This window comes from Geodermatophilus amargosae, assembly GCF_900116515.1.
Taxonomy (GTDB): domain Bacteria; phylum Actinomycetota; class Actinomycetes; order Mycobacteriales; family Geodermatophilaceae; genus Geodermatophilus; species Geodermatophilus amargosae.
Genome location: NZ_FPBA01000006.1, coordinates 13,398 through 36,564 on the forward strand (window position 1 = coordinate 13,398; position 23,167 = coordinate 36,564).

Sequence of the window (23,167 nt, forward strand, 5' to 3'; positions counted from 1 at the left end):
CGACGCATGCCTGCCCGCACCACGCCCTCGCGCCGGCCGTCCGGCTCGGCCCCCAAGGGGCGGTCCGGGTCCACGGCAGCCGGCAAGCGGCCGGCCCCGCGCCCGCCGGCCCGCAACGGCAACCGCAAGCCGCCCGCCCGCAAGCCGGCCCCGAAGCAGGGCTCCGGCGCGGCCGCCGGCGCCTGGCGGGCCGCCGCGGGCGCCTGGTCGCTGGTGGCCCGCGGCGCCGGGGGACTGGCCCGCTCGGTCGCCCACCCGGAGGAGGCCGAGCCGCTCGCGCCGGAGCACCGCCGCGACGGTGCCGGCCTCGCCGTCCTCGGCCTCGCCGTCGTCCTCGGCGCCGCGGCGTGGTTCGACGGCATCGGCCCGGTGGGTGCCGGGCTCGCCCTCGGCGTCCGCTGGGTGGTCGGCTCGCTGCTGGTCGTGCTCCCCGCGCTGCTGTTCCTCGTGGCGCTGCGGCTGCTGCGCCGCGCGCCGCGCCCGGAGGCCCGCGGGCGGCTGGCCATCGGCTGGCTGTGCGCCACCGTCGCGGTGCTCGGCATCGCCTCCGTCGTCGGCAGGCCCGCCGACCCGATGGGCGGGAAGCCCGGCTCCGGCGGCCTCGTGGGCTGGGCGGTCGGCACGCCGCTGACCGCCGGGCTCGGCGCCGTCGTCGCCGTGGTCCTGCTGTCCCTGCTCGCCGTCTTCGCGGTGCTCGTGCTGACCGCGACGCCGCTGCACCAGGTGCCCGAGCGGCTGCGCGGCTTCGTCGACCGGATCACGGGGCGCGGCGACGAGTACTGGGACGACGAGGCGCACGACGACGACGCCTACGACGACGAGGAGCCCGTGCCGGTTCCCCGCGGGCGCCGTACCCGCGCCGCGCTGGACGAGATCCTGACCGAGGACACCCCCGACGTCACCGCCACGGGCCCGATCGACATCCCGGCCGCCGGCGAGGCCGTCCCGTACGAGCCGCCGCCCGTGCCGGCCGCGCCGCGCCAGCCGGCCGTGGTGGACCGCACGGCACCGCCGCAGGACCTGCCGCCGATCGAGGAGCCGCAGCAGCTGGTCATCGAGCCGGTCGAGGGCGAGTACACGCTGCCGTCCGACAGGTTGCTGCGTCCCGGCACCCCGCCGCGGGCGCGATCGCAGGCCAACGACGTCGCCATCGAGGCGATCACCGGCGTGCTCGAGCAGTTCGGGGTCGACGCGCGGGTCACCAGCTTCACGCGCGGCCCGACGGTCACCCGCTACGAGGTCGAGCTCGGCAACGCGGTCAAGGTCGAGAAGATCACCGCGCTGACCCGCAACCTCGCCTACGCCGTCGCCAACGACAACATCCGCATCCTCGCCCCGATCCCGGGCAAGTCCGCGGTCGGCGTCGAGGTGCCCAACACCGACCGCGAGACGGTCAGCCTCGGCGACGTCATGCGCTCGGCCAAGGCCAAGCAGGACCCGCATCCGATGCTGGTGGGTCTGGGCAAGGACATCGAGGGCGAGTTCGTCTGCGCCAACCTGGCCAAGATGCCGCACCTGCTGGTGGCCGGGGCCACCGGCGCCGGCAAGTCGTCCTGCATCAACTCGCTGCTGACCTCGCTGCTGCTGCGGGCCACGCCCGACCAGCTGCGGATGATCCTGGTCGACCCGAAGATGGTCGAGCTCACGCCCTACGACGGCATCCCGCACCTGATCACGCCGATCATCACCGACCCGAAGAAGGCCGCCACCGCGCTGGCCTGGCTGGTCGAGGAGATGGAGCAGCGCTACCAGGACATGCGCGCCACCGGGGTGCGGCACATCGACGACTTCAACCGCAAGGTCGAGCGCGGCGAGATCACCGCGCCGCCCGGCAGCGAGCGGGTGTACCGGCCCTACCCGTACATCCTCACGATCGTCGACGAGCTCGCCGACCTGATGATGGTGGCCCCGCGCGACGTCGAGGAGTCGATCGTGCGGATCACCCAGAAGGCCCGCGCCGCCGGCATCCACCTGGTCCTGGCCACGCAGCGGCCCTCGGTCGACGTCGTCACCGGCCTGATCAAGGCCAACGTGCCCTCGCGGCTGGCGTTCTCGACCTCCAGCCTCACCGACAGCCGGGTCATCCTCGACCAGCCGGGCGCGGAGAAGCTGATCGGCATGGGCGACGCCCTGTTCATGCCGATCGGCGCCGGCAAGCCGCAGCGGGTGCAGGGCGCCTACGTCTCCGACGCCGAGATCGAGGCGGTCGTCGAGTTCACCAAGCGGCAGGCCGAGCCGGAGTACCGCGAGGAGGTCTTCAGCGCCGCCGCCGCCGGCGAGAAGAAGGAGATCGACGAGGACATCGGCGGGGACCTGGACCTGCTGTGCCAGGCCGTCGAGCTGGTCGTCACCAGCCAGTTCGGCTCCACGTCGATGCTGCAGCGCAAGCTGCGGGTCGGCTTCGCGAAGGCCGGCCGGCTCATGGACCTCATGGAGACCCGCGGCGTGGTCGGCCCGTCGGAGGGGTCCAAGGCCCGCGACGTGCTCGTCAAGCCCGACGAGCTGGAGTCGGTGCTGTTCACGCTGCGTGGCGGAACGCTGCCCGGCGGCGAGGGCTGAGCGGAGGAACGGGACGGGTCACCCCGCCGAGGCAGGGAGGGGTGGCGTCCGATGCCTACGATGGGCCGGTGACAGCTCCGCCCGGCCCTGCCCGCAGAGTGGCGGTGGTCACCCTCGGCTGCGCCCGCAACGAGGTCGACTCCGAGGAGCTGGCCGGCCGGCTGGCCGCCGACGGCTACCGGCTGGTCGAGGACCCCGAGGGCGCCGACGCCGTCCTGGTCAACACCTGCGGGTTCATCGAGTCGGCGAAGAAGGACTCGGTCGACGCCATCCTCGCGGCCACCGACAGCGGTGCCGAGGTCGTCGCCGTCGGGTGCATGGCGGAGCGCTACGGATCCGAGCTGGCCGGCGCGCTGCCCGAGGCCACCGTCCTCGGCTTCGACGACTACGCCGCGATCGGCGACCGGCTCGACGACGTCCTCACCGGCCGGCCGCTGGTCCCGCACTCGCCGCGCGACCGCCGCACCCTCCTCCCGATCAGCCCGGTCGCCCGCACCGCCGTCGTCACCGCCGAGGAGGCGCCCGCCATCCCGGGCCACGGCTGGGTGCAGCGCCGCCGGCTGGCCTCCGGCCCCTCGGCCGCGCTCAAGCTCGCCTCCGGCTGCGACCGGCGCTGCGCCTTCTGCGCGATCCCCACCTTCCGCGGCTCGTTCGTGTCCCGGCCGCCGGCCGAGGTGCTCACCGAGGCGCGGTGGCTCGCCGGCCAGGGCGTCACCGAGCTGGTGCTGGTCAGCGAGAACTCCACCTCCTACGGCAAGGACCTCGGCGACCTGCGCTCGCTGGAGCGGCTGCTGCCCCGGCTGGCCGCCGTCGAGGGCATCGCCCGCGTGCGGGTGGCCTACCTGCAGCCGGCCGAGCTGCGCCCGGGCCTGCTCGAGGTCATCGCCTCGACCGACGGCGTGGCGCCGTACTTCGACCTGTCCTTCCAGCACTCCTCGCCGGGCCTGCTGCGCCGGATGCGCCGGTTCGGCGGCACCGACGACTTCCTCGCGCTGATCGGGCGCGCGCGGTCGCTCGCTCCCACGGCCGGGTTCCGCACCAACGTCATCCTCGGCTTCCCGGGGGAGACCGAGGACGACGTCGCCGAGCTCGAGCGCTTCCTCACCGAGGGCCGCCTCGACGCCGTCGGGGTGTTCGGCTACTCGGACGAGGAGGGCACCGAGGCGGTGCGGATGCCGGGCAAGCTCGACCAGGCCGAGATCGACGCGCGGGTCCGCCGGATCACCGACCTGGTCGAGGAGCTCACCGCCCAGCGCGCCGAGGACCGCGTCGGCGACCGCGTGGAGGTGCTGCTCACCGAGGACCTCTCCGCCGCGCAGGGGAGTGGCGTCTGGGCCGGTTCCGCCGCGCACCAGGACCCCGAGGCCGACGGCACGACCACGGTCACCGGGGTGCCCGGCGACGCCCGGCCCGGGCAGCTGCTCGACGCGGAGGTGGTCGGCACCGAGGGCGTCGACCTCGTCGCCCTGTCGTCCGCGGAACTCGCGCTCGCCGCGGTCCCGGCCGTCCGGTGAGGTCCCGGTGAGCGCCGTCGCTCCCGACCCGGCGGCGACCCCGCCGCAGTCGGCCAAGCTGGTCAACCTGCCCAACGCGCTGACCGTGCTGCGGCTGGCCGTGGTGCCGGTGTTCGCCGTCCTCCTGCTCTCCGACGGCGGCATGGACGACGGCCGCCGGGTGTGGGCCACGGTCTTCTTCGGCGCGGCGATCATCACCGACCGCTACGACGGGCTCATCGCGCGGCGCACCGGCCAGGTGACCGAGTTCGGCAAGCTCGCCGACCCGATCGCGGACAAGGCGCTCACCGGCACCGCCCTGGTCGGGCTGTCGGTGCTCGCCCTGCTGCCCTGGTGGGTGACGCTGGCGATCATCGTCCGCGAGGTCGGCGTCACCCTGCTGCGGTTCTGGGTGATCCGGCACGGCGTCATCGCCGCCAGCCGCGGGGGCAAGGCCAAGACCGTCGTCCAGGCGCTGGCCATCGGCCTCTACATCCTGCCGCTGGGCGGGCTGCTGGCCACCGCGCGGTGGTGGGTCATGGCCGCCGCGCTGGTGCTCACGCTGGTCACCGGACTCGACTACGTCTACCGGGCGCTGACCCTGCGCCGCACCAGCGCCCGTGCCATGCGCGCCGCCGCCGCGCGCCGCGCCGCGGGCCCGGCCGGCTCGCGCACCGACACCGCGGCCTAGCAGCAGCACTCCCCGCCGCAGCACCTCCCGCCCGCCGCACCGCTCGCGGGCAGTGCTCCGGACGGGGCCGGGAGCGGGAACGCCGAGGCCGGTGCGGGTGTTACGCCATGAGCGGACGCGGCCCTGCCGGCTCGGTGCCGGTCAGGTGCGCCGCGTACCGTGGGCGCACGGCACCCGAGGGTGCCGCCGCTCTTCCCTCAGCCAGACAGGAGACGGCCATGACGCTGCTGCGCACCCAGCTGGGGCAGACCCTGCGCGGTCACCGGCTGCGGCAGCGGCGCACGCTGCGCGACGTCTCCGGTGCCGCCCGGGTGAGCCTCGGCTACCTCTCCGAGGTCGAGCGCGGGCAGAAGGAGGCCTCCTCCGAGCTGCTCGCCTCCATCTGTGACGCCCTCGACGTCGAGCTCGCCGACCTCCTCGCCGAGGTGAGCTCCGGACTGCGCGGTCCCGACGGCCGCCTCCGTCAACTCGCCACCGCCGGTGCCGGGGCGGCTCCGGCCGACGACCGGTCCGGCGGTGCCGTGTCCGCCGAGGAGGCCGCCGTCCCCGCCGACGCGGCCGCGCCCGTGGCCGAGCCGGCGCTCGCGCTGGTCGGCGCCGCCACCCGCGCCGCGCACCGCGCGGGGAGCGCCGTCTCCCTCGCCGCCTAGCTCTCGCCGCCCGGCCCCCGCCGCCCGGCCCCCGCCGCCCGGACGTCCCGGCGTGCCACCGGCGGCGCGCCCGGCACCGTCCTGGCGGGCGTGGGAGGGTGACGACAGGGGGACCACCCAGCCGTGGGTGGTTGCTGCGGCACCCAACGGAGGTCGCCGTGCGGTACCTGTTCCGCCCGCCGGGCACGGACGGCGCGAGCCTGCTCGCCCTGCCCTGGCACCAGCCTCTGGAGGAGTGGGACCCGGACCTGCTGCTCGAGGTGCCCCAGCGCGGCATCTCGCGGCACGTCGTGCGGTTCGTCGCCGAGCAGGGCCGGGTCTTCGCGCTCAAGGAGATCGCCGAGTCACTGGCCCGGCACGAGTACGCGCTGCTGGGTGACTTCGAGGCGGAGGGCCTCCCCGCCGTGTCGGTCCTGGGCATCTGCGTGGACCGGCCCGGCGGGCAGGACGCCATCCTGGTCACCCGCTACCTCGAGTACTCGATGTCCTACCGCTACCTGTTCTCGCGCCCCAGTGCGCGGCAGTCGGTGGACCAGCTCATGGACACCCTCGTCGTGCTGCTCGTGCGGCTGCACCTGGCCGGCGTCTTCTGGGGTGACTGCTCGCTGTCCAACACGCTCTTCCGGCTCGATGCGGGCGCGCTGGCCGCCCACCTCGTCGACGCCGAGACCGCCGAGCGGCACCCGACGCTGAGCCGCGGCCAGCGCCACTACGACCTCGACCTCGCCCGCGAGCGGGTGGGCGCCGAGATGCTCGACCTGCAGTTCGGGGACCTGCTGCCCGCGGGCGTCGACCCGATCGAGGTGGCCGACAGCCTGCCGGTGCGCTACGAGCGGCTGTGGGAGGAGGTCACCCGCGAGGAGGTCTTCCGCGCCGACGAGCAGCGCTACCGCGTGGCCGAGCGGCTGCGGCGGCTCAACGACCTCGGCTTCGACGTCGGCGAGGTCGAGTTGGTGACCTCCGACGAGGGCGCCCGCCTGCGGGTCGAGACGCGGGTGTCCTCACCCGGCCAGCACCGCCGGGAGCTGATGCGGCTCACCGGCCTGGAGGTCCAGGAGAACCAGGCGCGGCGGCTGCTCAACGACCTGCGCACCTTCCGTGCCTGGCTGGAGCAGAAGACGGGAGCGCCGGTGTCCGAGGCGGTGGCCGGCATACGCTGGCTGGCCGAGGTCTACCAGCCCGTCATCGACGCCATCCCGCCGGACCTGGCCGGCCGTCTCGCGCCGGCCGAGGTGTTCCACGAGGTGCTCGAGCACCGCTGGTTCCTGTCGGAGCGGGAGGGCCGCGACGTCGGGACGACCCGGGCGGCGCGGTCGTACTTCAGCACCGTCCTCCCGCGGACCCCGCCGGAGCTCACCACCCCCTCGGTGATCGCCAAGCGCCCCTGAGCCGACCGCTCGCCGGACCTCGGGTAACGGCCGGGACACACCCGGGTTGCGGACGCCTGTGAGGTGGGCCACGGTACGGATCGCGGTGATCGTCGGTGCTCGCCGGAACGGAGGCGAAAGGTCTTGTCCATCGCAACAGAGGGACCGCCCCCAGGAGCCGGAGGACGTCTCCCACGGCGGACCCGGCGCCGGCGTTCGCAACGGGCCCTGGGGAGCGCGGCGGCCGCGTTCGTCGTGGCGTCCACGCTGGCCGCCTGCGGCGGCGGCGGCGAGTCCGCCACCCCGGTCCTGAACTGGTACATCAACCCCGACTCGGGCGGGCAGGCGACCATCGCCGAGCGCTGCTCCGAGGAGTCCGGCGGTGCCTACCGGATCGCGGTGTCGATCCTGCCGCGCGAGTCCTCGGCCCAGCGCGAGCAGCTCGTCCGCCGCCTCGCGGCCAACGACGCCTCGATCGACCTCATCAGCCTCGACCCGCCCTACATCCCCGAGTTCGCGCAGGCGGGCTTCCTCGCCCCGGTGCCCGAGGACCTGGCCGAGCGGGTCACCGAGGGCGTCGTCCAGAGCTCGATCGAGGGCGCGACCTGGGACGAGGAGCTGGTCACCGTCCCGTTCTGGGCCAACACGCAGCTGCTCTGGTACCGCAAGTCGGTCGCCGAGGCCGCCGGGCTGGACATGACCCAGCCGGTGACCTGGGAGCAGATCGTCGAGGCCGCCCAGGCCACCGACACCATCGTCAGCGCCCAGGGCCGGCGGGCCGAGTCGCTGACCGTCTGGTTCAACGCGCTCATCGAGTCCGCGGGCGGCTCGGTCATCGCCGAGAACTCCACCGACCCCGACCAGATCCAGCTCGGGCTGACCGACGAGCCCGGCCAGCGGGCGGCCGAGGTCATGGCGCTGGTCGCCGACTCCGGCGTCGTGGGGTCGGCCTTCTCGACCTCGAGCGAGGACACCAGCGCCACGCAGTTCGAGAGCGAGGACGGCGGGTTCATGGTCAACTGGCCGTTCGTCTGGTCCCGCGCCCTCAGCGCCGTGGAGGCCGGCACGCTCGACGCCTCGGTGCCCGACGACTACGGCTGGACGCTCTACCCGCGCGTCGACGAGGACACCCCGAGCGCACCGCCCTACGGCGGCATCAACCTCGGCGTGGGTGCCTTCAGCGACGACGTCGACCTGGCGTACGAGGCGACCGAGTGCATCACCTCGGACGAGAACCAGGCCGAGTACATGATCACCAACGGCAACCCGGCGTCGTCGGTGGCCGTGTACGACGACCCGGAGGTCCAGGAGGCCTTCCCGATGGCCGACACCATCCGGGAGTCGCTGGAGGCGGCGGCCCCGCGGCCGCAGACCCCGTACTACAGCGAGGTCTCCGGCGGTCTCCAGCGTGAGTACCACCCGCCGTCCTCGGCGTCCGACGAGACGGGCCAGCGGGCCCAGGAGCTCATCGGCGCCGTCCTGCGAGGGGAGCAGCTGCTGTGAGCCAGACGACCCTCCCACCGGTCGAGAAGACCCAGCCGGTCTCCTCACCCGGCGGGGCCATCAGCGACCGCTCGCGGGCGGAGCGCAAGCTCGGCTGGCTGCTGGCCGGCCCGGCGTTCGTGGTCATGCTCCTGGTGACCGCCTACCCGATCCTGCAGGCCGTCTACTACTCGTTGTTCAGCTACCGGCTCACCGACCCGGAGAACCGGTCGTTCAACGGGCTGGCCAACTACTGGGTCGTCCTCACCGACCCGCTGTGGTGGCAGTCGGTGTTCATCACCCTGCTCATCACGGTGATCACCGTCGCCGTCGAGCTGGTCCTCGGCTTCGCCCTCGCGCTGGTCATGGTGAAGGCGCTGCGGAACATCCGGCCCGTCGTCCGGGCGGCCATCCTCATCCCGTACGCGGTCATCACCGTCGTGTCGGCCTTCGCCTGGCAGTTCGCCTTCAACATCACGACCGGCTTCGTGAACAGCTGGTTCGCCTGGCTGCCCGGCGTCGAGTCGACCACCGACTGGTTCGGCGGCACCGGCACCTCGCTGTTCGTCATCTGCCTGGCCGAGATCTGGAAGACGACGCCGTTCATCTCGCTGCTCCTGCTGGCTGGCCTGGCCCAGGTGCCGGAGGTGCTGCAGGAGGCGGCGAAGGTCGACGGCGCCACCCGGTGGCAGCGGCTGTGGAAGGTGACGATCCCGAACATGAAGGCCGCGATCATGGTGGCCCTGCTGTTCCGGACCCTGGACGCGTTCCGCGTCTTCGACAGCATCTACATCATGACCGCGGGGGCCAACGGCACCGAGTCGGTGTCCTTCCTCGCCTACCGGCAGACGATCGCGCGGGTGGAGATCGGCCTGGGCTCGGCGGTCTCGGTCCTGCTCTTCCTCGCCGTCGTGCTGATCGCGTTCCTGTTCATCAAGGGCTTCAAGGTCGACCTGGCCCAGGCGAGAGGTGAGCGCTGATGTCGACGAGGTCGAAGGTCTGGTGGGTCGTCGGTGGCGTCCTCATCGTCATCTACTGCCTGTTCCCGATCGCCTGGATCGTCTCGCTGTCCCTGAAGGCGCCGTCGGACGTGGCCAACGGCCAGTTCCTGCCGACCGACCCCTCCTGGACGAACTACTCGACGATCCTCACGGGCGCGGCGAGTGACCTGTTCCTGCCGGCGCTGCGCAACAGCTTCGGGATCTGCCTGATCGCCACGGCGATCTCGTGCATCCTGTCGATGTTCGCCGCCTACGCGATCGCCCGGCTGGACTTCCCGGGGAAGAAGCTCATCCTCGGCACCGCGCTCGCGGTGGCGATCTTCCCGGTCATCTCGATCGTCACGCCGCTGTTCAACCTGTGGCGGCAGATCGGGCTCTACGACACCTGGCCCGGGCTGATCATCCCGTACCTGTCCCTGACGCTGCCGATCTCCATCTGGACGATGTCGGCGTTCTTCCGGGAGATCCCCTGGGAGATGGAGCAGGCCGCGCAGGTCGACGGCGCGACGACGTGGCAGGCGTTCCGCAAGGTCATCGTCCCGCTGGCCGCCCCGGGCGTCTTCACCACGGCGATCATCGCGTTCTTCATCGCGTGGAACGACTTCGCCTACGGCATCTCGCTGACGTCGACGGACAGGTCCCGCCCCGTCCCGGCCGCGCTGGGTCTGTTCACCGGCGCCTCGCAGTTCGAGGACCCGACGGGGGCCATCGCGGCGGCCGCGGTGATCGTCACGATCCCCGTCGTCGTCCTGGTCCTGCTCTTCCAGCGGCGCATCGTCGCCGGCCTCACCAACGGCGCGGTCAAGGGCTGACCCGGCCGTGCTCCCCAGTCCACTTCCGTCCAGAGGGGACGAGATCTGATGGCCTCCATCGAGATGCGCAACATCGTCAAGCAGTACGGCGACGGCTACCCGGCCGTGAACGACGTCAGCCTCGACATCGCCGACGGCGAGTTCATGATCCTGGTCGGCCCGTCCGGCTGCGGGAAGTCCACGCTGCTGCGGATGATCGTCGGGCTGGAGGACATCACCAGCGGCGACATGGTCATCGGCGGCAAGCGGGTCAACGACCTCGCACCGCGCGAGCGCAACCTGTCGATGGTCTTCCAGAACTACGCGCTCTACCCGCACATGACGGTGTTCGAGAACATCGCCTTCCCGCTGCGGCTGTCCAAGACGCCCGACGACGAGGTCCGCCGCCGGGTGAACGAGGCCTCCGACGTCCTCGAGCTCAAGGAGCACCTGGAGCGCAAGCCGGCCAACCTCTCCGGTGGCCAGCGCCAGCGGGTGGCCATGGGCCGGGCGATCGTGCGGCAGGCCGAGGCGTTCCTCTTCGACGAGCCGCTGTCCAACCTCGACGCCAAGCTGCGCGGGCAGATGCGCACGGAGATCTCCCGCCTGCAGCGCCGGCTGGGCATCACCACGGTCTACGTCACCCACGACCAGACCGAGGCGATGACCCTCGGCGACCGGGTCTGCGTCCTGCGCAAGGGCAAGATCCAGCAGGTCGCCTCGCCGCGTGAGCTCTACGAGCAGCCGGTCAACCTCTTCGTCGCCGGGTTCATCGGCTCGCCCCCGATGAACTTCCTCCCCGCGACGCTGGAGGGCACCACCCTGCAGACGCCGTTCGGGGCGATCGCGCTCGACGAGCAGCGGGCCGCGGCCGTCCGCGGCCGGGAGCTCCTGCTGGTGGGCATCCGGCCGGAGTACTTCGAGGACGCGTCGCTGGTCGACGAGGTCAAGCGCCCGGTCGGGTCGGTGTTCCGCGCGCGGGTCGACGTCACCGAGTGGCTCGGGGACTCGCAGTACGCCTACATCCCCTACGAGGCGCCGGAGGCGATCACCGCCCAGCTGCGTGACCTCTCCCGGGAGCTGGACTCCGAGGAGCTGCGGACGCAGGCGATCGTGTCCATCGACTCCACGAGCCGGATCCGCGAGGGCCGGGACGCGGAGTTCTGGCTGGACAGCCGGAAGATCCACGTCTTCGACCCGCAGACCGGCGAGAACCTCACCCGGGACGCGGAGGCCGGCGCCCGGCTGACGCAGATGGCCACCGAGGACCGGGTGGAGCAGGTCGAGCACGCGCAGGCCACGGGCCAGACCGTCGGCTCCAGCATGCTGTCCGGCCCCTCCGGCAGCTCGGGCACGTCCGGGACCTCCGGGCCGTCCGGGGCACACCGGTCCGGCGCCGCGTAGCAGCGAGAGGACACCTGTGGACCACCGCCGTCCGTGGTGGCGGACGGCGGTGGTCTACGAGGTCTACCTGCGCAGCTTCGCCGACGGGAACGGGGACGGGCTCGGCGACGTCCCCGGCCTGCGCAGCCGGCTGCCGTACCTCGCCGGTCTCGGGGTGGACGCGCTGTGGGTCACCCCCTGGTACCCCTCGCCGATGGCCGACGGCGGCTACGACGTCACCGACCACCGCGACGTCGACCCGCGCTTCGGGACCCTCGCCGACGTCGACGCGCTGCTCGCCGACGCGCACACCGTCGGGCTGCGCGTGGTGGTCGACCTGGTCGCCAACCACACCTCGGCCGAGCACGCGTGGTTCCGGGCGGCGCTGGCCGCGGGCCCGGGGTCGCCCGAGCGGTCCCGCTACTTCTTCCGGGACGGTCGGGCCGGCGGGAACGACCCGCCCAACGACTGGATCAGCGCGTTCGGTGGCCCGGCCTGGACGCGGGTGACCGGACCTGGCGGCCCGGAGCAGTGGTACCTGCACCTGTTCGCCCCCGAGCAGCCCGACCTGGACTGGGGCTCCCCGGACGTGCAGGAGGAGTTCGACGGGATCGTGCGCTCGTGGCTCGACCGCGGCGTCGACGGCATCCGCGTCGACGCCGCCCCGGCGATGGCCAAGGTGCCCGGCCTGCCCGACGCCGGTCACGCGCCGGGCGCCTCGTTCGCCAGCAGCACCTGGGTGGACAACCCGCACTGGGACGTCGACGAGGTGCACGAGGTCTTCCGGCGCTGGCGCCGCATCGGCGACGCCTACGACGGCGACCGCCTGTTCGTCTCCGAGGCCGTCGTCAACGGCCCGGAGCGGCTGGCCCGCTACGTCCGCCCCGACGAGCTGCACACCACCTTCAACTTCGACTACCTCAAGGCGCCGTGGGACGCCCGGGCGCTGCGCGCGGTGGTCGACGGGACGTTGGCCGCGCTCGCCCCGGTCGGCGCCCCGGCCACCTGGGTGCTGTCCAGCCACGACGAGACCCGCCACGTCACCCGCTTCGGCCGGGCGCACAGCGCCGCCGCCGTCATGGGGTTCGACGACGCCGCTCCCGCCGACATCGGTCTCGGACTGCGCCGCGCCCGCGCCGCGGCGCTGCTGACGCTGGCGCTGCCGGGCGGTGCCTACCTGTACCAGGGGGAGGAGCTCGGCCTGCCGGAGGTCGAGGACCTGCCCGCCGACGCGCTGCAGGACCCGACCTGGGAGCGGTCCGGGCACACCGCCCGCGGGCGGGACGGCTGCCGCGTGCCGCTGCCGTGGTCCGGGCAGCGGCCGCCGTTCGGGTTCGCGCCCGCCGGTGTTCGGCCGTGGCTGCCGCAGCCGGCGTCGTGGGCGTCGCTGACCGTGGAGGCGCAGGACGCGGACCCGTCGTCGACGCTGTCGCTGTACCGGGAGGCGCTGCGGCTGCGCCGGGAGCTGCTGTCGGAGGAGCCGCTGACCTGGCTCGACCTGGGCGCGGACGTCCTGGCCTTCGACCGCGGGCCGGCGCTGCGCTGCGTCGTCAACCTGTCCGCGGCGCCGGTCCCGCTCGCCGGGCTCGGCCGGCCGCTGCTGGCCAGCGAGGCAGTGGGAGCGGAGGCGGTGGGGGACGCGCTCGCGCCGGACACCGCCGCCTGGCTGGCGCCCGGCTAGGCCCGCTGCCGCTTGGCGGCGGCGAGGTCGGCGGCGGTCGGCGGGTCGGCGCCCACCCGGGTGCAGTTGAGCGCGGCGACCAGCGCGGCGTCGTCGACCAGGGCGAGCAGGTCGTCGTCGGGGAGTGTCTCCAGGGCCGCCCGCGTGGTGACCCCCGCGGCGAGCAGGCCGGCGAACAGGCCGGCGGCGAGTGAGTCGCCGGCGCCCACGGTGTCGGCCACGGTCACCCGCGGCGGCTCCCGGTGCAGCAGCGGCCGGCCGGGGCGGGCGATCCGCAGCGGCGCCCCGCCGTCGGTGAGCAGCACCAGCGCCGGCCCGCGGCCGGCCCAGCGCCGTGCGGCGGCGTCGAGGTCGGCGGTGCCCGGCTCGAGCCAGGCGAGGTCCTCGGCGCTGACCTTGACCAGGTCGGCGACGGCGACCAGCCGGTCGAGCCGGGTGCGCACCCCCACCGGGTCGTTGCCCAGCGCCGCGCCGACCGGGCCACCGGCGAGCATCGGGCGCAGGTTGGGGTCGACGCTCACCAGCGCGGTACCGGCCAGCCGCTCGGCCAGCCGGGCGATGGCCTCGCTGCCCGGCGGCGTCCACGACGAGATCGAGCCGACGTGCAGCAGCGCCGTCGTCGGGGGCAGGGCGGCGGCCAGCTCCTCGTCGGTCCACTGCCAGTCGGCGGCGCCCTGGACGTGGAAGCCGTAGTCCGGCGACCCGTCCGGGCCCAGCCCCACGACGGCGAGGCTGACCGGCTCGGTCGCCGTCACGAAGCCGCGGGTGTCGACGCCGGAGAGCTCGGCGTGCCGCCGCAGCGCCGACGCCAGCGGGCCGCTGCCGAGGCGGGCCAGCAGCGCCACCGGGGCGCCGAGCCGGCCGGCGGCCACCGCGACGTTCAGGGCGTTGCCGCCCGGCCGCGCGACGTACTGCGGAGCGGTGCCTTCAGGACCCGCGTCGGCGCCGGGCACCGGCAGCAGGTCGACGACGAGCTCGCCCAGGACGGTGAGCGTGGGGACGGCGCTGTCCATCGGGCGACCCTAGCCGGAGCGGTCCGGCGGCTCCGGGCATCCCCGGACGGGGGACGCCGGGCGGACCGGGGACGTCCCTGTTGGCCTGGACACCGGTCGTGCTGGGACGATGGCGGGGAGGACCGCCGCCCGTACGCGGTGGTCGGTCGGCCAGGAGGCGGCGCGCCACGCGCCGGAGCAGGAGGAGCCACCATGCCCAACCCGATCGTCAAGCTCTGGCGGTACCTGACCGCGTCGGCCAACGCGCAGATCGACCAGCGGGCGGACCCGAAGATCCAGATCCAGCAGGCGATCGAGGCCGAGCAGCAGCGGCACCAGGCGCTGGCCAACCAGGCGGCCGCGGTCCTGGGCAACCAGCGGCAGCTGGAGATGCGGCTCAACCGGCAGCTCGGCGAGGTCGAGAAGCTGCAGGCCTCCGCCCGCCAGGCGCTGGTGCTGTCCGACCAGTCGCGCGGCCGGGGTGACGCCCCCAAGGCCGCCGAGTACGAGCAGGCCGCGCAGGCCTTCGCCACCCAGCTGGTGGCCGCCGAGCAGGCGATGGAGGACCTCAAGCGCAGCCACGACGAGGCGCTGCAGGCCGCCGAGCAGGCGCGCGGCGCGGTCGAGCAGAGCCGGATGCGGCTGCAGACCACGCTGGCCGAGCGCACCAAGCTGATGAGCCAGCTCGAGCAGGCCAAGATGCAGGAGCACGTGGCCGCCTCGATGCGGCAGGTCAACGAGCTCTCGGCACCGGGCAACACGCCGAGCCTGGCGGAGGTCCGCGACAAGATCGAGACGCGCTACGCCAACGCCCTGGGCCAGGCCGAGCTCGCCCAGACCTCCGTCGAGGGCCGCATGCTCGAGGTGCAGAAGGCGACCCTCGACGTCGCCGGCGCCTCCCGGCTGGAGCAGATCCGCGCCGGCATGGGCGGGCAGACCGCCGTCGAGGGCGGCACCGGCGCCGCCGGCGCGATCGGCCCCGGGGCGGCGTCGCCGTCGTTCGACAAGGTCGAGCAGCCGGTCCAGCGCCCCGAGCAGCAGTAGGACCACCCTTCCCCCACGCCTCGCACGCTCGGCGCGGGCCCCTGGAGGGTGGCCGTTCCAGCACGTCACCAGCGGGCCCGGTCCCCTCCGTGGGGACCGGGCCCGCGGCGTCTCAGGTGGCGCTGGTCAGCGGCCGCGGGTGGTCGGGTTCACCGGTGCGGGCCAGCGGGTCGACGGCGGCGTCGGTGGCCTGGCAGGTCGGGCACCAGTAGGTGATGCGCTCCTGCAGGTCCGGGCCCTGGTCGCCGCGCAGGATCGAGGTGCCGCACTTGTAGCAGGGCTTGTCCTTGCGCCCGTAGACCCAGTGGTCGCGGCCGCGGCGCAGGTCGCCGGTGGTGCTCTGCTCCGGGCGGTCGCGGTTGGCGAGCATCAGCGCGCGGGTCCGCTCGACCAGTCCCGGGAGGTCCTCGACGTCGGCGACCCGCATCCACGGGTGCACGCCGCAGACGAACAGGCCCTCGACCTTGTAGAGGTTCCCCGGCCCGCACAGGTTGCGCTGGTCGAGGACCGCGACGCCGATGTGCTCGTCGGGGTGCGACCGCAGGCGGCGCACGGCCTCGTCGAGGTCCCAGTCGGGGCCGAGGACGTCGGGGCCGAGGTGGCCGACGACGGTGTCCTCCTGCGTGGTGCGGACCAACGTGACGTCGTGCAGCCGGTAGCCGACGCAGTCCCACTGGTCGGTGGCGAGGACCGCCCGGATCGAGAACGCCGGCCCGCCGCGCCACCGCGCGCCCTTGCGGTAGATGTGCCAGCTGCCGTCCATCCGGTAGTGGGTGCGCAGCGTCCAGCCGTCGGTGAACCGGGTCAGCATGTGCTTGCCGCGGGGGACGACCTCGGCGACGGTGCGGCCCTTCAGGTCGGTCGCGGCCAGCTGCGGCACCCGGAGCTCGCCGCGGCGCAGCGTCTGGCCGGACAGCGCGGTGTTCATCCGCTTGGCCGCCAGCCAGACGGTGTCTCCCTCGGGCACGTCCCCAGTGTCCCCCGCGGGCGTCCGCGCTGCTGAGAGGCGAGGGAGGTCACGCGGGTGGCGGGAAGCCCGCGGGGTGCCGCAGCGCTGCAGGAGCCGTGCAGCGTCGTCCCGCCTCCGCCAGCAGCACGCCCGCGCACCTCACCGAGGCCGGTGAGCCGGTGACCGTGACCGTCGCCCGCGACGTGCATCCCGAGCAGCGCGAGGCGTTCGAGCGCTGGGCCGAGGAGGTCCTCGGCCTGGCCGCCGGCTTCGCGGGCAACCTGGGCACCAGCCTGCTGCGGCCGGGCCCCGGCTCGACCCGGTACCACCTGGTCTACCGCTTCGCCGACGGCGAGTCGCTGGCCCGCTGGGAGCGCTCGGCCGAGCGGCAGGCGGCGCTGGCGCGCGTCGGGCACCTCTCCGAGGGCGCCGACTACGCCCGCGTCGCCGGGCTGGACAGCTTCTTCACCGCGCTCACCCCGCCGCGCCCGGGACCGCGCTGGCGGCTCACCGTGCTCACCATCGCGGTGGTCTTCGCCATCACGTTGGCCTTCCAGCTGCTCGTGGCACCGCACGTGGCGTCGTGGCCGCTGCCGGCCCGGCTGCTGCTGTCGGCGACGATCGTGGTCGTGCTGCTCGGTCAGGTGGTCATGCCGCGGCTGTCGCGCTGGCTCGCCCCCTGGCTGCGCGGCCGCCGCTGACCTGCGGGAACGTCGCACCCCGGGCGTAGACCCGGGCGCGTGACCGAGATCCCGGTGCGCGGCCCGTTCGACCTCGCGCGGAGCGCCCGCTTCCTCGAGGGCTTCGCGCCCGCCCGCCATCCCGGCGCACCCGGCGGCGTCCTGCGGCTGGCCTGCTGGGTGGAGGGCTCGGACACCGCGGTCGGCGTCGCCGTCACCCAGGACGGCGCCGGCGTGGTGATGCTGCGGACCGACGCCGAGCCGCCGCCGGGGCTGGCCGGGCAGGTGGCGCGGATCCTGGGTCTCGACGTCGACGGCGCGGACTCCGCCCGGGTCACCGCGGCCGACCGGGTGCTGGCCCCGCTGGCCGCCGCGCGTCCCGGCTTCCGACCGGTCGGCTTCTGGTCGCCGTAGGAGGCGGCGTGCTGGGCGGTGCTGTTGCAGCGGTTCCCGCGCGGCTGCTGGCCGCGGCCGCCGGCCTGCCGGTGCCAGCGGTCCGGCAGGAGCGGCTGCGCGGGCTGGCCGAGGCGGCGCTGGACGGGCGCCTCGACGGGGGCCGGCTGCGCGCGCTGCCGGCCGAGCAGGCGCTGGCCGAGGTCCGCGAGCTGCCGGGCATCGGGCCGTTCTCCGCCGACCTCGTGGTGGTCCGCGGCGCCGGGGCGCCCGACGTCCTCCCGGCCGCCGAGGCGCGGCTGCACGAGGAGATGGCGCACCGCTACGGACGGGCCGGTCCCTCGCCCGAGGCGCTGGCGCGGATCGCCGAGGGCGGGCGCCCCTGCCGGAGCTGGGTGGCGGTGCTGCTGCGGGCCGCCCGCGAGGAGCGGACGGCCCGCGGCCGCCGACTCAGTCCAGCGGGCGGACGCCGCTGGCGCTGGTGCCGCGCGCGCCGGAGGTGCGGGAGAAGGCGACCCGCTGGCCCTCCTGGAGCTCGCGGAAGCCGCCGTCGTCGGCGATCTCGGAGAAGTGCACGAAGACGTCCTCGCCGCCGTCGTCGGGGGTGATGAAGCCGAAGCCCTTGTCGGCGTTGAACCACTGCACGGTGCCCTGGGCGTCGCCACCGGCGTCCCCGCCGGAGTCGCCACGGGGAGCGCGGGCGGGGCGCTGGTCGCGGCCGCCCCGGTCGTCACGGCGGTCGTCGCGGCGGTCGTCGCGGCGCTCGCGGGGCGCGGGGCGGTCGGCACCGCGCCGCGGCAGCGAGGGCAGCAGGCGCACCGAGTCCGCCTGCAGGCCGCGGGCGCCCTCGACGAGCTCGAACTCGACGCGGTCGCCCTCCTCGAGGTCGCCGCCGCGGGCCACCGCCGAGACGTGCACGAAGACGTCCTCCGGGACGATGAAGCCGAAGCCGCGGTCGGCGTCGAAGCGGGTCACCGTGCCCTGGATGACCAGGCCGCGTGGAGCGCGCCCGCCACGTCCGCGGTCGTCGCGGCCACCCCGGTCGTCACGGCCACCCCGGTCGTCACGGCCACCCCGGTCGCCGCGGTCGTCGCGGCGGCCGCGCGGGGCGCCGCCCACCGGGCGCACCCGGTCGGCCTGCGGGCCGCGCTGCCCCTCGGTGGCGTCGTAGTCGACGGTCTGGCCCTCCTCGAGGGTCCGGAAGCCACCGGTGTCCTCGATGGCCGAGAAGTGGACGAAGACGTCGTCCCCGCCGTCCTGCGGCTCGATGAACCCGAAGCCCTTGTCCGCGTCGAACCAGCGGACCGTGCCGGCTGCCATGTCAGTTCCCTCTATCCCTCGTCACTGCGACGGTCCACGGTACGCGGGCCCACGGCACACCCGGCCGGTCAGCCGCAGGAACTCATCCCCGGAGGCGCAGTCCGCGCGGCGTGGCGGCGAAGCCCGCCGCCTGCAGCGCGGACGACAGCGGGGTGTCCTCGTGCACGGAGGCGCCGTCGGCCTTCTGCACGACCATCCGGCCCAGCGCCCCTGCGGCGACGGCGCCGGACAGCGCGGTGGCCGCCTCCTTGAGCGTGGTCTCGTCCTCGGTCCACGACAGCAGCGACTTGCCGCCGCGCTCGACGTAGAGGACGAGCTCGCCGTCGACCAGGACCACCAGCGCGCCGGCCTTGCGCCCGGCGCGGTGACCGCTGGCCCGCCTGCTCCCGGTGCCCTCGCCGACGTCGACGGCCACCTGGTCGGCGGAGTCGCCGTCGGAGGGGCCGCTGCGGTCGGGCCAGGGGAGGGCGGCGCCGTACACGTTGGCGGGGTCGGTCGCCGCGAGCACCACCGCACCCTCGGGAGCGCGGTCCGGGGTGGCGAACGCGCGCAGCCGGTCGACCGAGCCGACGGTGCCGAACTGCGCGGCGCCGAGGGTCTCGACGAAGTAGCCGCGCCGCGCCCGGTTGTTCTCCTCGAACGCCCGCAGCACCGGGTAGACGGCGGAGAAGCCCCCGGGCACCTGCTCGGCCATGACCGCGCCGCGGGTGAGCACGCCGTGCCGCTCGAGCAGGGCCTCGGCGCGGGCGGTGGTGCGCCGGGTCGGGTTGGCCTCGCGCTCGGGCAGCCGCGACCAGCGGCCGGCCACCGTGGGCGGGCCGGTGCGGGTGGGCATCGCCGGGCGGCCGAGGCGGGCGCGGCCGTAGCGGGGACGGTCGACCCGGGCGCGCGGCGGCGCCGGTGCCCGCTTGTGCGTGCCGCCGCCGGCCAGCCGGGTGCGCAGCGGGGCGAGCGTGTCGTTGGTGAGCAGGCCGGCCCACACCAGGTCCCAGACGACGTCGGCCAGCGCGGTGTCGTCGGTGGCGCCGACCAGGTCGGACAGCCCCCGGAAGAACACCGCCTGCCCGGAGCCCAGCTGCTCGAGCACGGCGAACCCGACGCCGCCCTCCTCGGGCAGCTCCACCGGGTCGGGCAGGAGCAGCGGCGCCAGGTCGGCGGGCACCAGGCTCACCCAGCCGTCGCCGCCGGGCAGTCCGCCGGCGCCGGCCCACAGCACCTCGCCGGCGCTGGTCAGCTCGTCGAGCATCGCGGGGCGGTAGTCGCGCACCCGGCTGGGGAGCACCAGCGACTCCAGCGCGCTGGCCGGCACCAGCGCGCCGGCCAGCTGCTCGACGACCGCCAGGACGCCGTCGACCCCGCGCATCCGGCTGCCCACCGACTGCCAGGACGGGGTGAACCGGGCCAGCGTGCCGATCGGGACCGGCTCGACCTCCTGGCGCAGCTTGGCCAGGCTGCGGCGGCGCACCGAGCGCAGCACCTCGGCGTCGCACCACTCCTGGCCGGTGCCACCGGGCCGGAACTCGCCGGTGACCAGCCGGCCGGTGCCGACCAGCCGCTGCAGCGTCGAGGTGACCACGGCGATGCCGAGGCCGAGCCGCGCGGCGACCTCGGCCGGCTGGAACGGGCCGTGGGTGCGGGCGTAGCGGCCGACCAGGTCGCCCAGCGGGTCGGCGACCGGCTCGGTGAACGCCTCGGGCACCCCGACGGGCAGGGCGGTGCCGAGGGCGTCGCGCAGCCGGCCGGCGTCCTCGATGGCGACGTGGCGCTCCTCGCCGGCGATCCGCACGACGATGGCCCGCCGGGACGCGACCAGCTCCCCGAGCCAGGCGGCCGGGATCCCGCGCAGCGCCGCCTCGGCGGGCGTGAGGTCGCCCAGACCGCGCAGCATGTCCGAGGCGCCGTCGACGTCGCGCGGGTGCCGCTCGGCCGGCAACCGCTGCAGCTCCCGCTCGACCTCGGCCAGCGCCTCGGCGTCGAGCAGCTCGCGCAGCTCCGAGCGGCCGAGCAGCTCGGCGAGCAGGCCGGTGTCCAGCGCCAGCGCCTGCGCCCGCCGCTCGGCCAGCGGGGCGTCGCCCTCGTAGAGGAACTGCCCGACGTAGCCGAACAGCAGCGACTGGGCGAAGGGGGAGGCGGCCTGGGTCTGCACGTCGACCACGCGCACCCGGCGGGAGCGGACGTCGCGCATCAGCTCGACCAGGCCGGGGACGTCGTACACGTCCTGCAGCACCTCGCGAGCGGCCTCGAGGGTGATGGGGAACGAGGAGAAGTCGCTGGCCACGCTGAGCAGCTGGGCGGCGCGCTGGCGCTGCTGCCACAGCGGGGTGCGGCGGCGCGGGTCGCGGCGGGGGAGCAGCAGCGCGCGGGCGGCGCACTCGCGGAACCGGCTGGCGAACAGCGCGGAGCTGCCGACCTCGGCGGTCACCTCGCGCTCGACGTCGTCGGGGTCGAGGACGGCGAGCTCGGCCTCCGGCGGCTCGCCGGTGGTGTCGGGCAGCCGCAGCACGATGCCGTCGTCGGAGTGCATCGAGGCGACGTCGACGCCGTAGCGCTCCCGCAGCCGGGCCGCGAGCACCAGCGCCCACGGGGCGTTGACCTGCGCGCCGAAGGGGGAGTGCACGACCAGCCGCCAGTCGCCGAGCTCGTCGCGGAACCGCTCCACCAGCAGCGTGCGGTCGTCGGGGAGGTGGCCGGTGGCCGCCTTCTGCTCGGCGAGGTAGGCGAGCAGGTTGGCCGCGCCCCAGTCGTCGAGACCGGCGGCCTGCGCCCGCTCGCGCCCCTTCTCCGGGGTCGCCGACCCGACCTCGCGCAGGAACGCGCCGAGTGCCCGGCCCAGCTCCAGCGGGCGCCCGGGGGCGTCGCCGTGCCAGAACGGCATCTTCCCGGGCTGGCCGGGGGCAGGGGAGACCAGCACGCGGTCGTGGGTGATCTCCTCGATCCGCCACGACGACGAGCCGAGCAGGAAGACGTCGCCCACCCGCGACTCGTAGACCATCTCCTCGTCGAGCTCGCCGACCCGGCGTCCGCCGGCCCCCTCGCCGCCGACGAGGAAGACGCCGAACAGGCCGCGGTCGGGGATGGTGCCGCCGCTGGTGACCGCCAGCCGCTGGGCGCCGCTGCGCGCGGTGAGGGTGTCGGTGACCCGGTCCCAGGTCAGCCGCGGCCGCAGCTCGGCGAACGCGTCGGAGGGATAGCGGCCGGCCAGCATGTCGAGCACGGCGTGCAGCGCAGAGTCGGGCAGGCCGGAGAACGGCGCCGACCGGCGCAGCAGCGCGCCGACCTCCTCCACCGTGCGCGGGCCCTCCGACACGATCGCCACGATCTGCTGGGCGAGCACGTCGAGCGGGTTCCGCAGGTAGCGGATCGACTCGATGGCCCCGGCCTTCATCCGCTCGGCCACCAGCGCGCACTGCACGAGGTCGCCGCGGTATTTGGGGAAGAGCACGCCGCGGCTGACCGCGCCCACCTGGTGCCCGGCGCGGCCGACCCGCTGCAGGCCCGCGGCCACGGTGGGCGGCGACTCGACCTGGACGACCAGGTCCACCGAGCCCATGTCGATGCCGAGCTCGAGCGACGACGTCGCCACCACCGCCGGCAGCCGGCCGGACTTCAGCGCCTCCTCGACGACGGCGCGCTGCTCGCGGGAGACCGACCCGTGGTGGGCGGCGGCGACCGGCTGCCAGCCCTCCGGCGTGCCCCCGCCGGAGCCGGCCTGGGCCATGAGCGCGGCGGCGTTGGTGCCCGGGGGCACGACCTCGCCGGTGGTGCGCTCGTAGGACATCTCGTTGAGCCGGCTGGTCAGCCGCTCGGCCAGCCGCCGGGAGTTGGCGAACACGATGGTGCTGCGGTGCGCCTCGACCAGGTCGAGCACCCGCTCCTCGACCGCCGGCCAGATCGACGTCCGCGGCTGGTCGCCGGCCGCCGAGCCCTCCAGCTCACCGGTGGGCTGGCCGAGGGCGCTCATGTCCTCGACCGGGACGACGACCGAGAGGTCCCACTGCTTGACCGACGTCGGCTGCACGACCTGCACCGGCCGGCCGCCGGCGAGGAAGGTGGCGACCTCCTCGATGGGGCGCACCGTGGCCGACAGGCCGATCCGCTGCGCGGGCCGCTCCAGCAGCTCGTCGAGCCGGTCCAGGGAGACCGCCATGTGCGCGCCGCGCTTGCTGTCGGCGACGGCGTGCACCTCGTCGACGATCACCGTCTCCACGCCGCGCAGCGCCTCCCGCGCGGAGCTGGTCAGCATCAGGAAGAGCGACTCGGGCGTGGTGATGAGGATGTCGGTGGGCCGGCGGGTGAAGGCCCGCCGCTCGTCGGCCGGGGTGTCGCCGGAGCGGATGCCGACGGTGATCTCCGGGCGCGGAAGGCCCAGCCGCATCGCCGCCTGACCGATGCCGGCCAGCGGGGCGCGCAGGTTGCGCTCGACGTCGACGGCGAGCGCCTTGAGCGGGGAGACGTAGAGGACGCGGCAGCGGCGGCTCTCGTCGACCGGCGGGGTGCCGGCCAGCCGGTCGAGCGACCACAGGAAGGCCGCCAGCGTCTTGCCCGACCCGGTGGGGGCGACGACGAGGGCGTGCTCGCCGCTGCTGATGGCCTGCCAGGCGCCCTCCTGGGCGGCGGTGGGCTCGGCGAAGGCGCCGGTGAACCAGGCCCGCGTGGGCGCGGAGAACCGGTCGAGAGCGGGCACGGCTCCA

General features: G+C 74.8%; 17 protein-coding genes. 13 read left to right on the forward strand and 4 right to left on the reverse strand.

Features of this window, described 5'->3' with window-relative positions; translation table 11 throughout:
• Positions 1 to 6 precede the first annotated feature (6 nt).
• The 10 genes from BM414_RS10440 to BM414_RS10485 all read left to right on the forward strand — a co-directional run bounded on the left by BM414_RS10440 (position 7) and on the right by BM414_RS10485 (position 13,098).
• Positions 7 to 2,559 (forward strand): DNA translocase FtsK, encoded by a 2,553-nt coding sequence (locus BM414_RS10440; protein WP_093579389.1) that lies wholly within the window; start codon positions 7 to 9, stop codon positions 2,557 to 2,559.
• A 68-nt stretch (positions 2,560 to 2,627) separates the two neighbouring features.
• Positions 2,628 to 4,073 (forward strand): MiaB/RimO family radical SAM methylthiotransferase, encoded by a 1,446-nt coding sequence (locus BM414_RS10445; RefSeq protein WP_093579555.1) that lies wholly within the window; start codon positions 2,628 to 2,630, stop codon positions 4,071 to 4,073.
• 7 nt (positions 4,074 to 4,080) lie between these two features.
• The gene (gene pgsA / locus BM414_RS10450) at positions 4,081 to 4,743 is read left to right on the forward strand and encodes a CDP-diacylglycerol--glycerol-3-phosphate 3-phosphatidyltransferase (protein WP_093579390.1); all 663 of its coding nucleotides are present in this window, start codon (positions 4,081 to 4,083) and stop codon (positions 4,741 to 4,743) included.
• Positions 4,744 to 4,961: 218 nt separating this feature from the next.
• Positions 4,962 to 5,393 (forward strand): helix-turn-helix domain-containing protein, encoded by a 432-nt coding sequence (locus BM414_RS10455; RefSeq protein WP_093579391.1) that lies wholly within the window; start codon positions 4,962 to 4,964, stop codon positions 5,391 to 5,393.
• A 158-nt stretch (positions 5,394 to 5,551) separates the two neighbouring features.
• Positions 5,552 to 6,781 carry a DUF4032 domain-containing protein gene (locus BM414_RS10460; RefSeq protein ID WP_093579392.1) on the forward strand — a complete coding sequence of 410 codons (1,230 nt, stop codon included), beginning with the start codon at positions 5,552 to 5,554 and terminating at the stop codon, positions 6,779 to 6,781.
• Between the two features lie 234 nt (positions 6,782 to 7,015).
• Positions 7,016 to 8,263 (forward strand): extracellular solute-binding protein, encoded by a 1,248-nt coding sequence (locus tag BM414_RS10465; protein ID WP_245784627.1) that lies wholly within the window; start codon positions 7,016 to 7,018, stop codon positions 8,261 to 8,263.
• On the forward strand, positions 8,260 to 9,222 hold the full coding sequence (locus BM414_RS10470; protein ID WP_093579393.1) for a carbohydrate ABC transporter permease: 963 nt from the start codon (positions 8,260 to 8,262) through the stop codon (positions 9,220 to 9,222). The genes BM414_RS10465 and BM414_RS10470 overlap by 4 nt, the downstream gene beginning before the upstream one ends.
• Positions 9,222 to 10,055 carry a carbohydrate ABC transporter permease gene (locus tag BM414_RS10475; protein ID WP_093579394.1) on the forward strand — a complete coding sequence of 278 codons (834 nt, stop codon included), beginning with the start codon at positions 9,222 to 9,224 and terminating at the stop codon, positions 10,053 to 10,055. The genes BM414_RS10470 and BM414_RS10475 overlap by 1 nt, the downstream gene beginning before the upstream one ends.
• 48 nt (positions 10,056 to 10,103) lie before the next feature.
• The gene (locus tag BM414_RS10480) at positions 10,104 to 11,438 is read left to right on the forward strand and encodes an ABC transporter ATP-binding protein (RefSeq protein ID WP_245784628.1); all 1,335 of its coding nucleotides are present in this window, start codon (positions 10,104 to 10,106) and stop codon (positions 11,436 to 11,438) included.
• 16 nt (positions 11,439 to 11,454) lie between these two features.
• Positions 11,455 to 13,098 (forward strand): glycoside hydrolase family 13 protein, encoded by a 1,644-nt coding sequence (locus BM414_RS10485; RefSeq protein ID WP_093579395.1) that lies wholly within the window; start codon positions 11,455 to 11,457, stop codon positions 13,096 to 13,098.
• On the opposite strand, the gene BM414_RS10490 is transcribed toward BM414_RS10485, so the two are convergent.
• A complete protein-coding gene (locus tag BM414_RS10490) occupies positions 13,095 to 14,111 on the reverse strand; it encodes a PfkB family carbohydrate kinase (RefSeq protein WP_093579396.1) in 1,017 nt (338 codons plus the stop codon). The two genes, BM414_RS10485 and BM414_RS10490, sit on opposite strands and share 4 nt — an antisense overlap.
• Before the next feature lie 192 nt (positions 14,112 to 14,303).
• Here BM414_RS10490 and BM414_RS10495 point away from each other — a divergent pair, with 192 nt between their 5' ends.
• Positions 14,304 to 15,134: a PspA/IM30 family protein gene (locus BM414_RS10495; protein WP_093579397.1), complete on the forward strand. Its 831-nt coding sequence runs from the start codon at positions 14,304 to 14,306 to the stop codon at positions 15,132 to 15,134.
• Between the two features lie 112 nt (positions 15,135 to 15,246).
• Here the strand turns inward: BM414_RS10495 and BM414_RS10500 are convergent, their stop codons facing one another.
• Positions 15,247 to 16,101, reverse strand: a complete 855-nt coding sequence (locus BM414_RS10500; protein ID WP_093579398.1) for a DNA-formamidopyrimidine glycosylase family protein — start codon at positions 16,099 to 16,101, stop codon at positions 15,247 to 15,249.
• Positions 16,102 to 16,199: 98 nt separating this feature from the next.
• Here BM414_RS10500 and BM414_RS10505 point away from each other — a divergent pair, with 98 nt between their 5' ends.
• Positions 16,200 to 16,784, forward strand: coding sequence for an antibiotic biosynthesis monooxygenase (locus tag BM414_RS10505; protein WP_093579399.1), 585 nt, complete (start codon positions 16,200 to 16,202; stop codon positions 16,782 to 16,784).
• A 39-nt stretch (positions 16,785 to 16,823) separates the two neighbouring features.
• Positions 16,824 to 17,177 carry a hypothetical protein gene (locus BM414_RS30190; RefSeq protein ID WP_217644660.1) on the forward strand — a complete coding sequence of 118 codons (354 nt, stop codon included), beginning with the start codon at positions 16,824 to 16,826 and terminating at the stop codon, positions 17,175 to 17,177.
• Positions 17,178 to 17,606: 429 nt separating this feature from the next.
• Here BM414_RS30190 and BM414_RS31790 read toward each other — a convergent pair whose 3' ends face one another.
• Both BM414_RS31790 and BM414_RS10520 read right to left on the reverse strand, forming a co-directional pair.
• On the reverse strand, positions 17,607 to 18,476 hold the full coding sequence (locus BM414_RS31790; RefSeq protein ID WP_093579400.1) for a cold shock domain-containing protein: 870 nt from the start codon (positions 18,474 to 18,476) through the stop codon (positions 17,607 to 17,609).
• A gap of 82 nt (positions 18,477 to 18,558) precedes the next feature.
• A complete protein-coding gene (locus tag BM414_RS10520; RefSeq protein WP_093579401.1) occupies positions 18,559 to 23,160 on the reverse strand; it encodes an ATP-dependent helicase in 4,602 nt (1,533 codons plus the stop codon).
• Between the last annotated feature and the right edge of the window lie 7 nt (positions 23,161 to 23,167).

Excerpts from the sequence above, each read along its gene's own strand:
- BM414_RS10480 (WP_245784628.1), top strand. The coding sequence starts at position 10,104 with ATGGCCTCCATCGAGATGCGCAACATCGTCAAGCAGTACGGCGACGGC.
- BM414_RS10475 (WP_093579394.1), top strand. The coding sequence starts at position 9,222 with ATGTCGACGAGGTCGAAGGTCTGGTGGGTCGTCGGTGGCGTCCTCATC.
- BM414_RS31790 (WP_093579400.1), bottom strand. The coding sequence starts at position 18,476 with ATGGCAGCCGGCACGGTCCGCTGGTTCGACGCGGACAAGGGCTTCGGG.
- BM414_RS10490 (WP_093579396.1), bottom strand. The coding sequence starts at position 14,111 with ATGGACAGCGCCGTCCCCACGCTCACCGTCCTGGGCGAGCTCGTCGTC.
- BM414_RS10495 (WP_093579397.1), top strand. The coding sequence starts at position 14,304 with ATGCCCAACCCGATCGTCAAGCTCTGGCGGTACCTGACCGCGTCGGCC.
- BM414_RS10440 (WP_093579389.1), top strand. The coding sequence starts at position 7 with ATGCCTGCCCGCACCACGCCCTCGCGCCGGCCGTCCGGCTCGGCCCCC.
- BM414_RS10455 (WP_093579391.1), top strand. The coding sequence starts at position 4,962 with ATGACGCTGCTGCGCACCCAGCTGGGGCAGACCCTGCGCGGTCACCGG.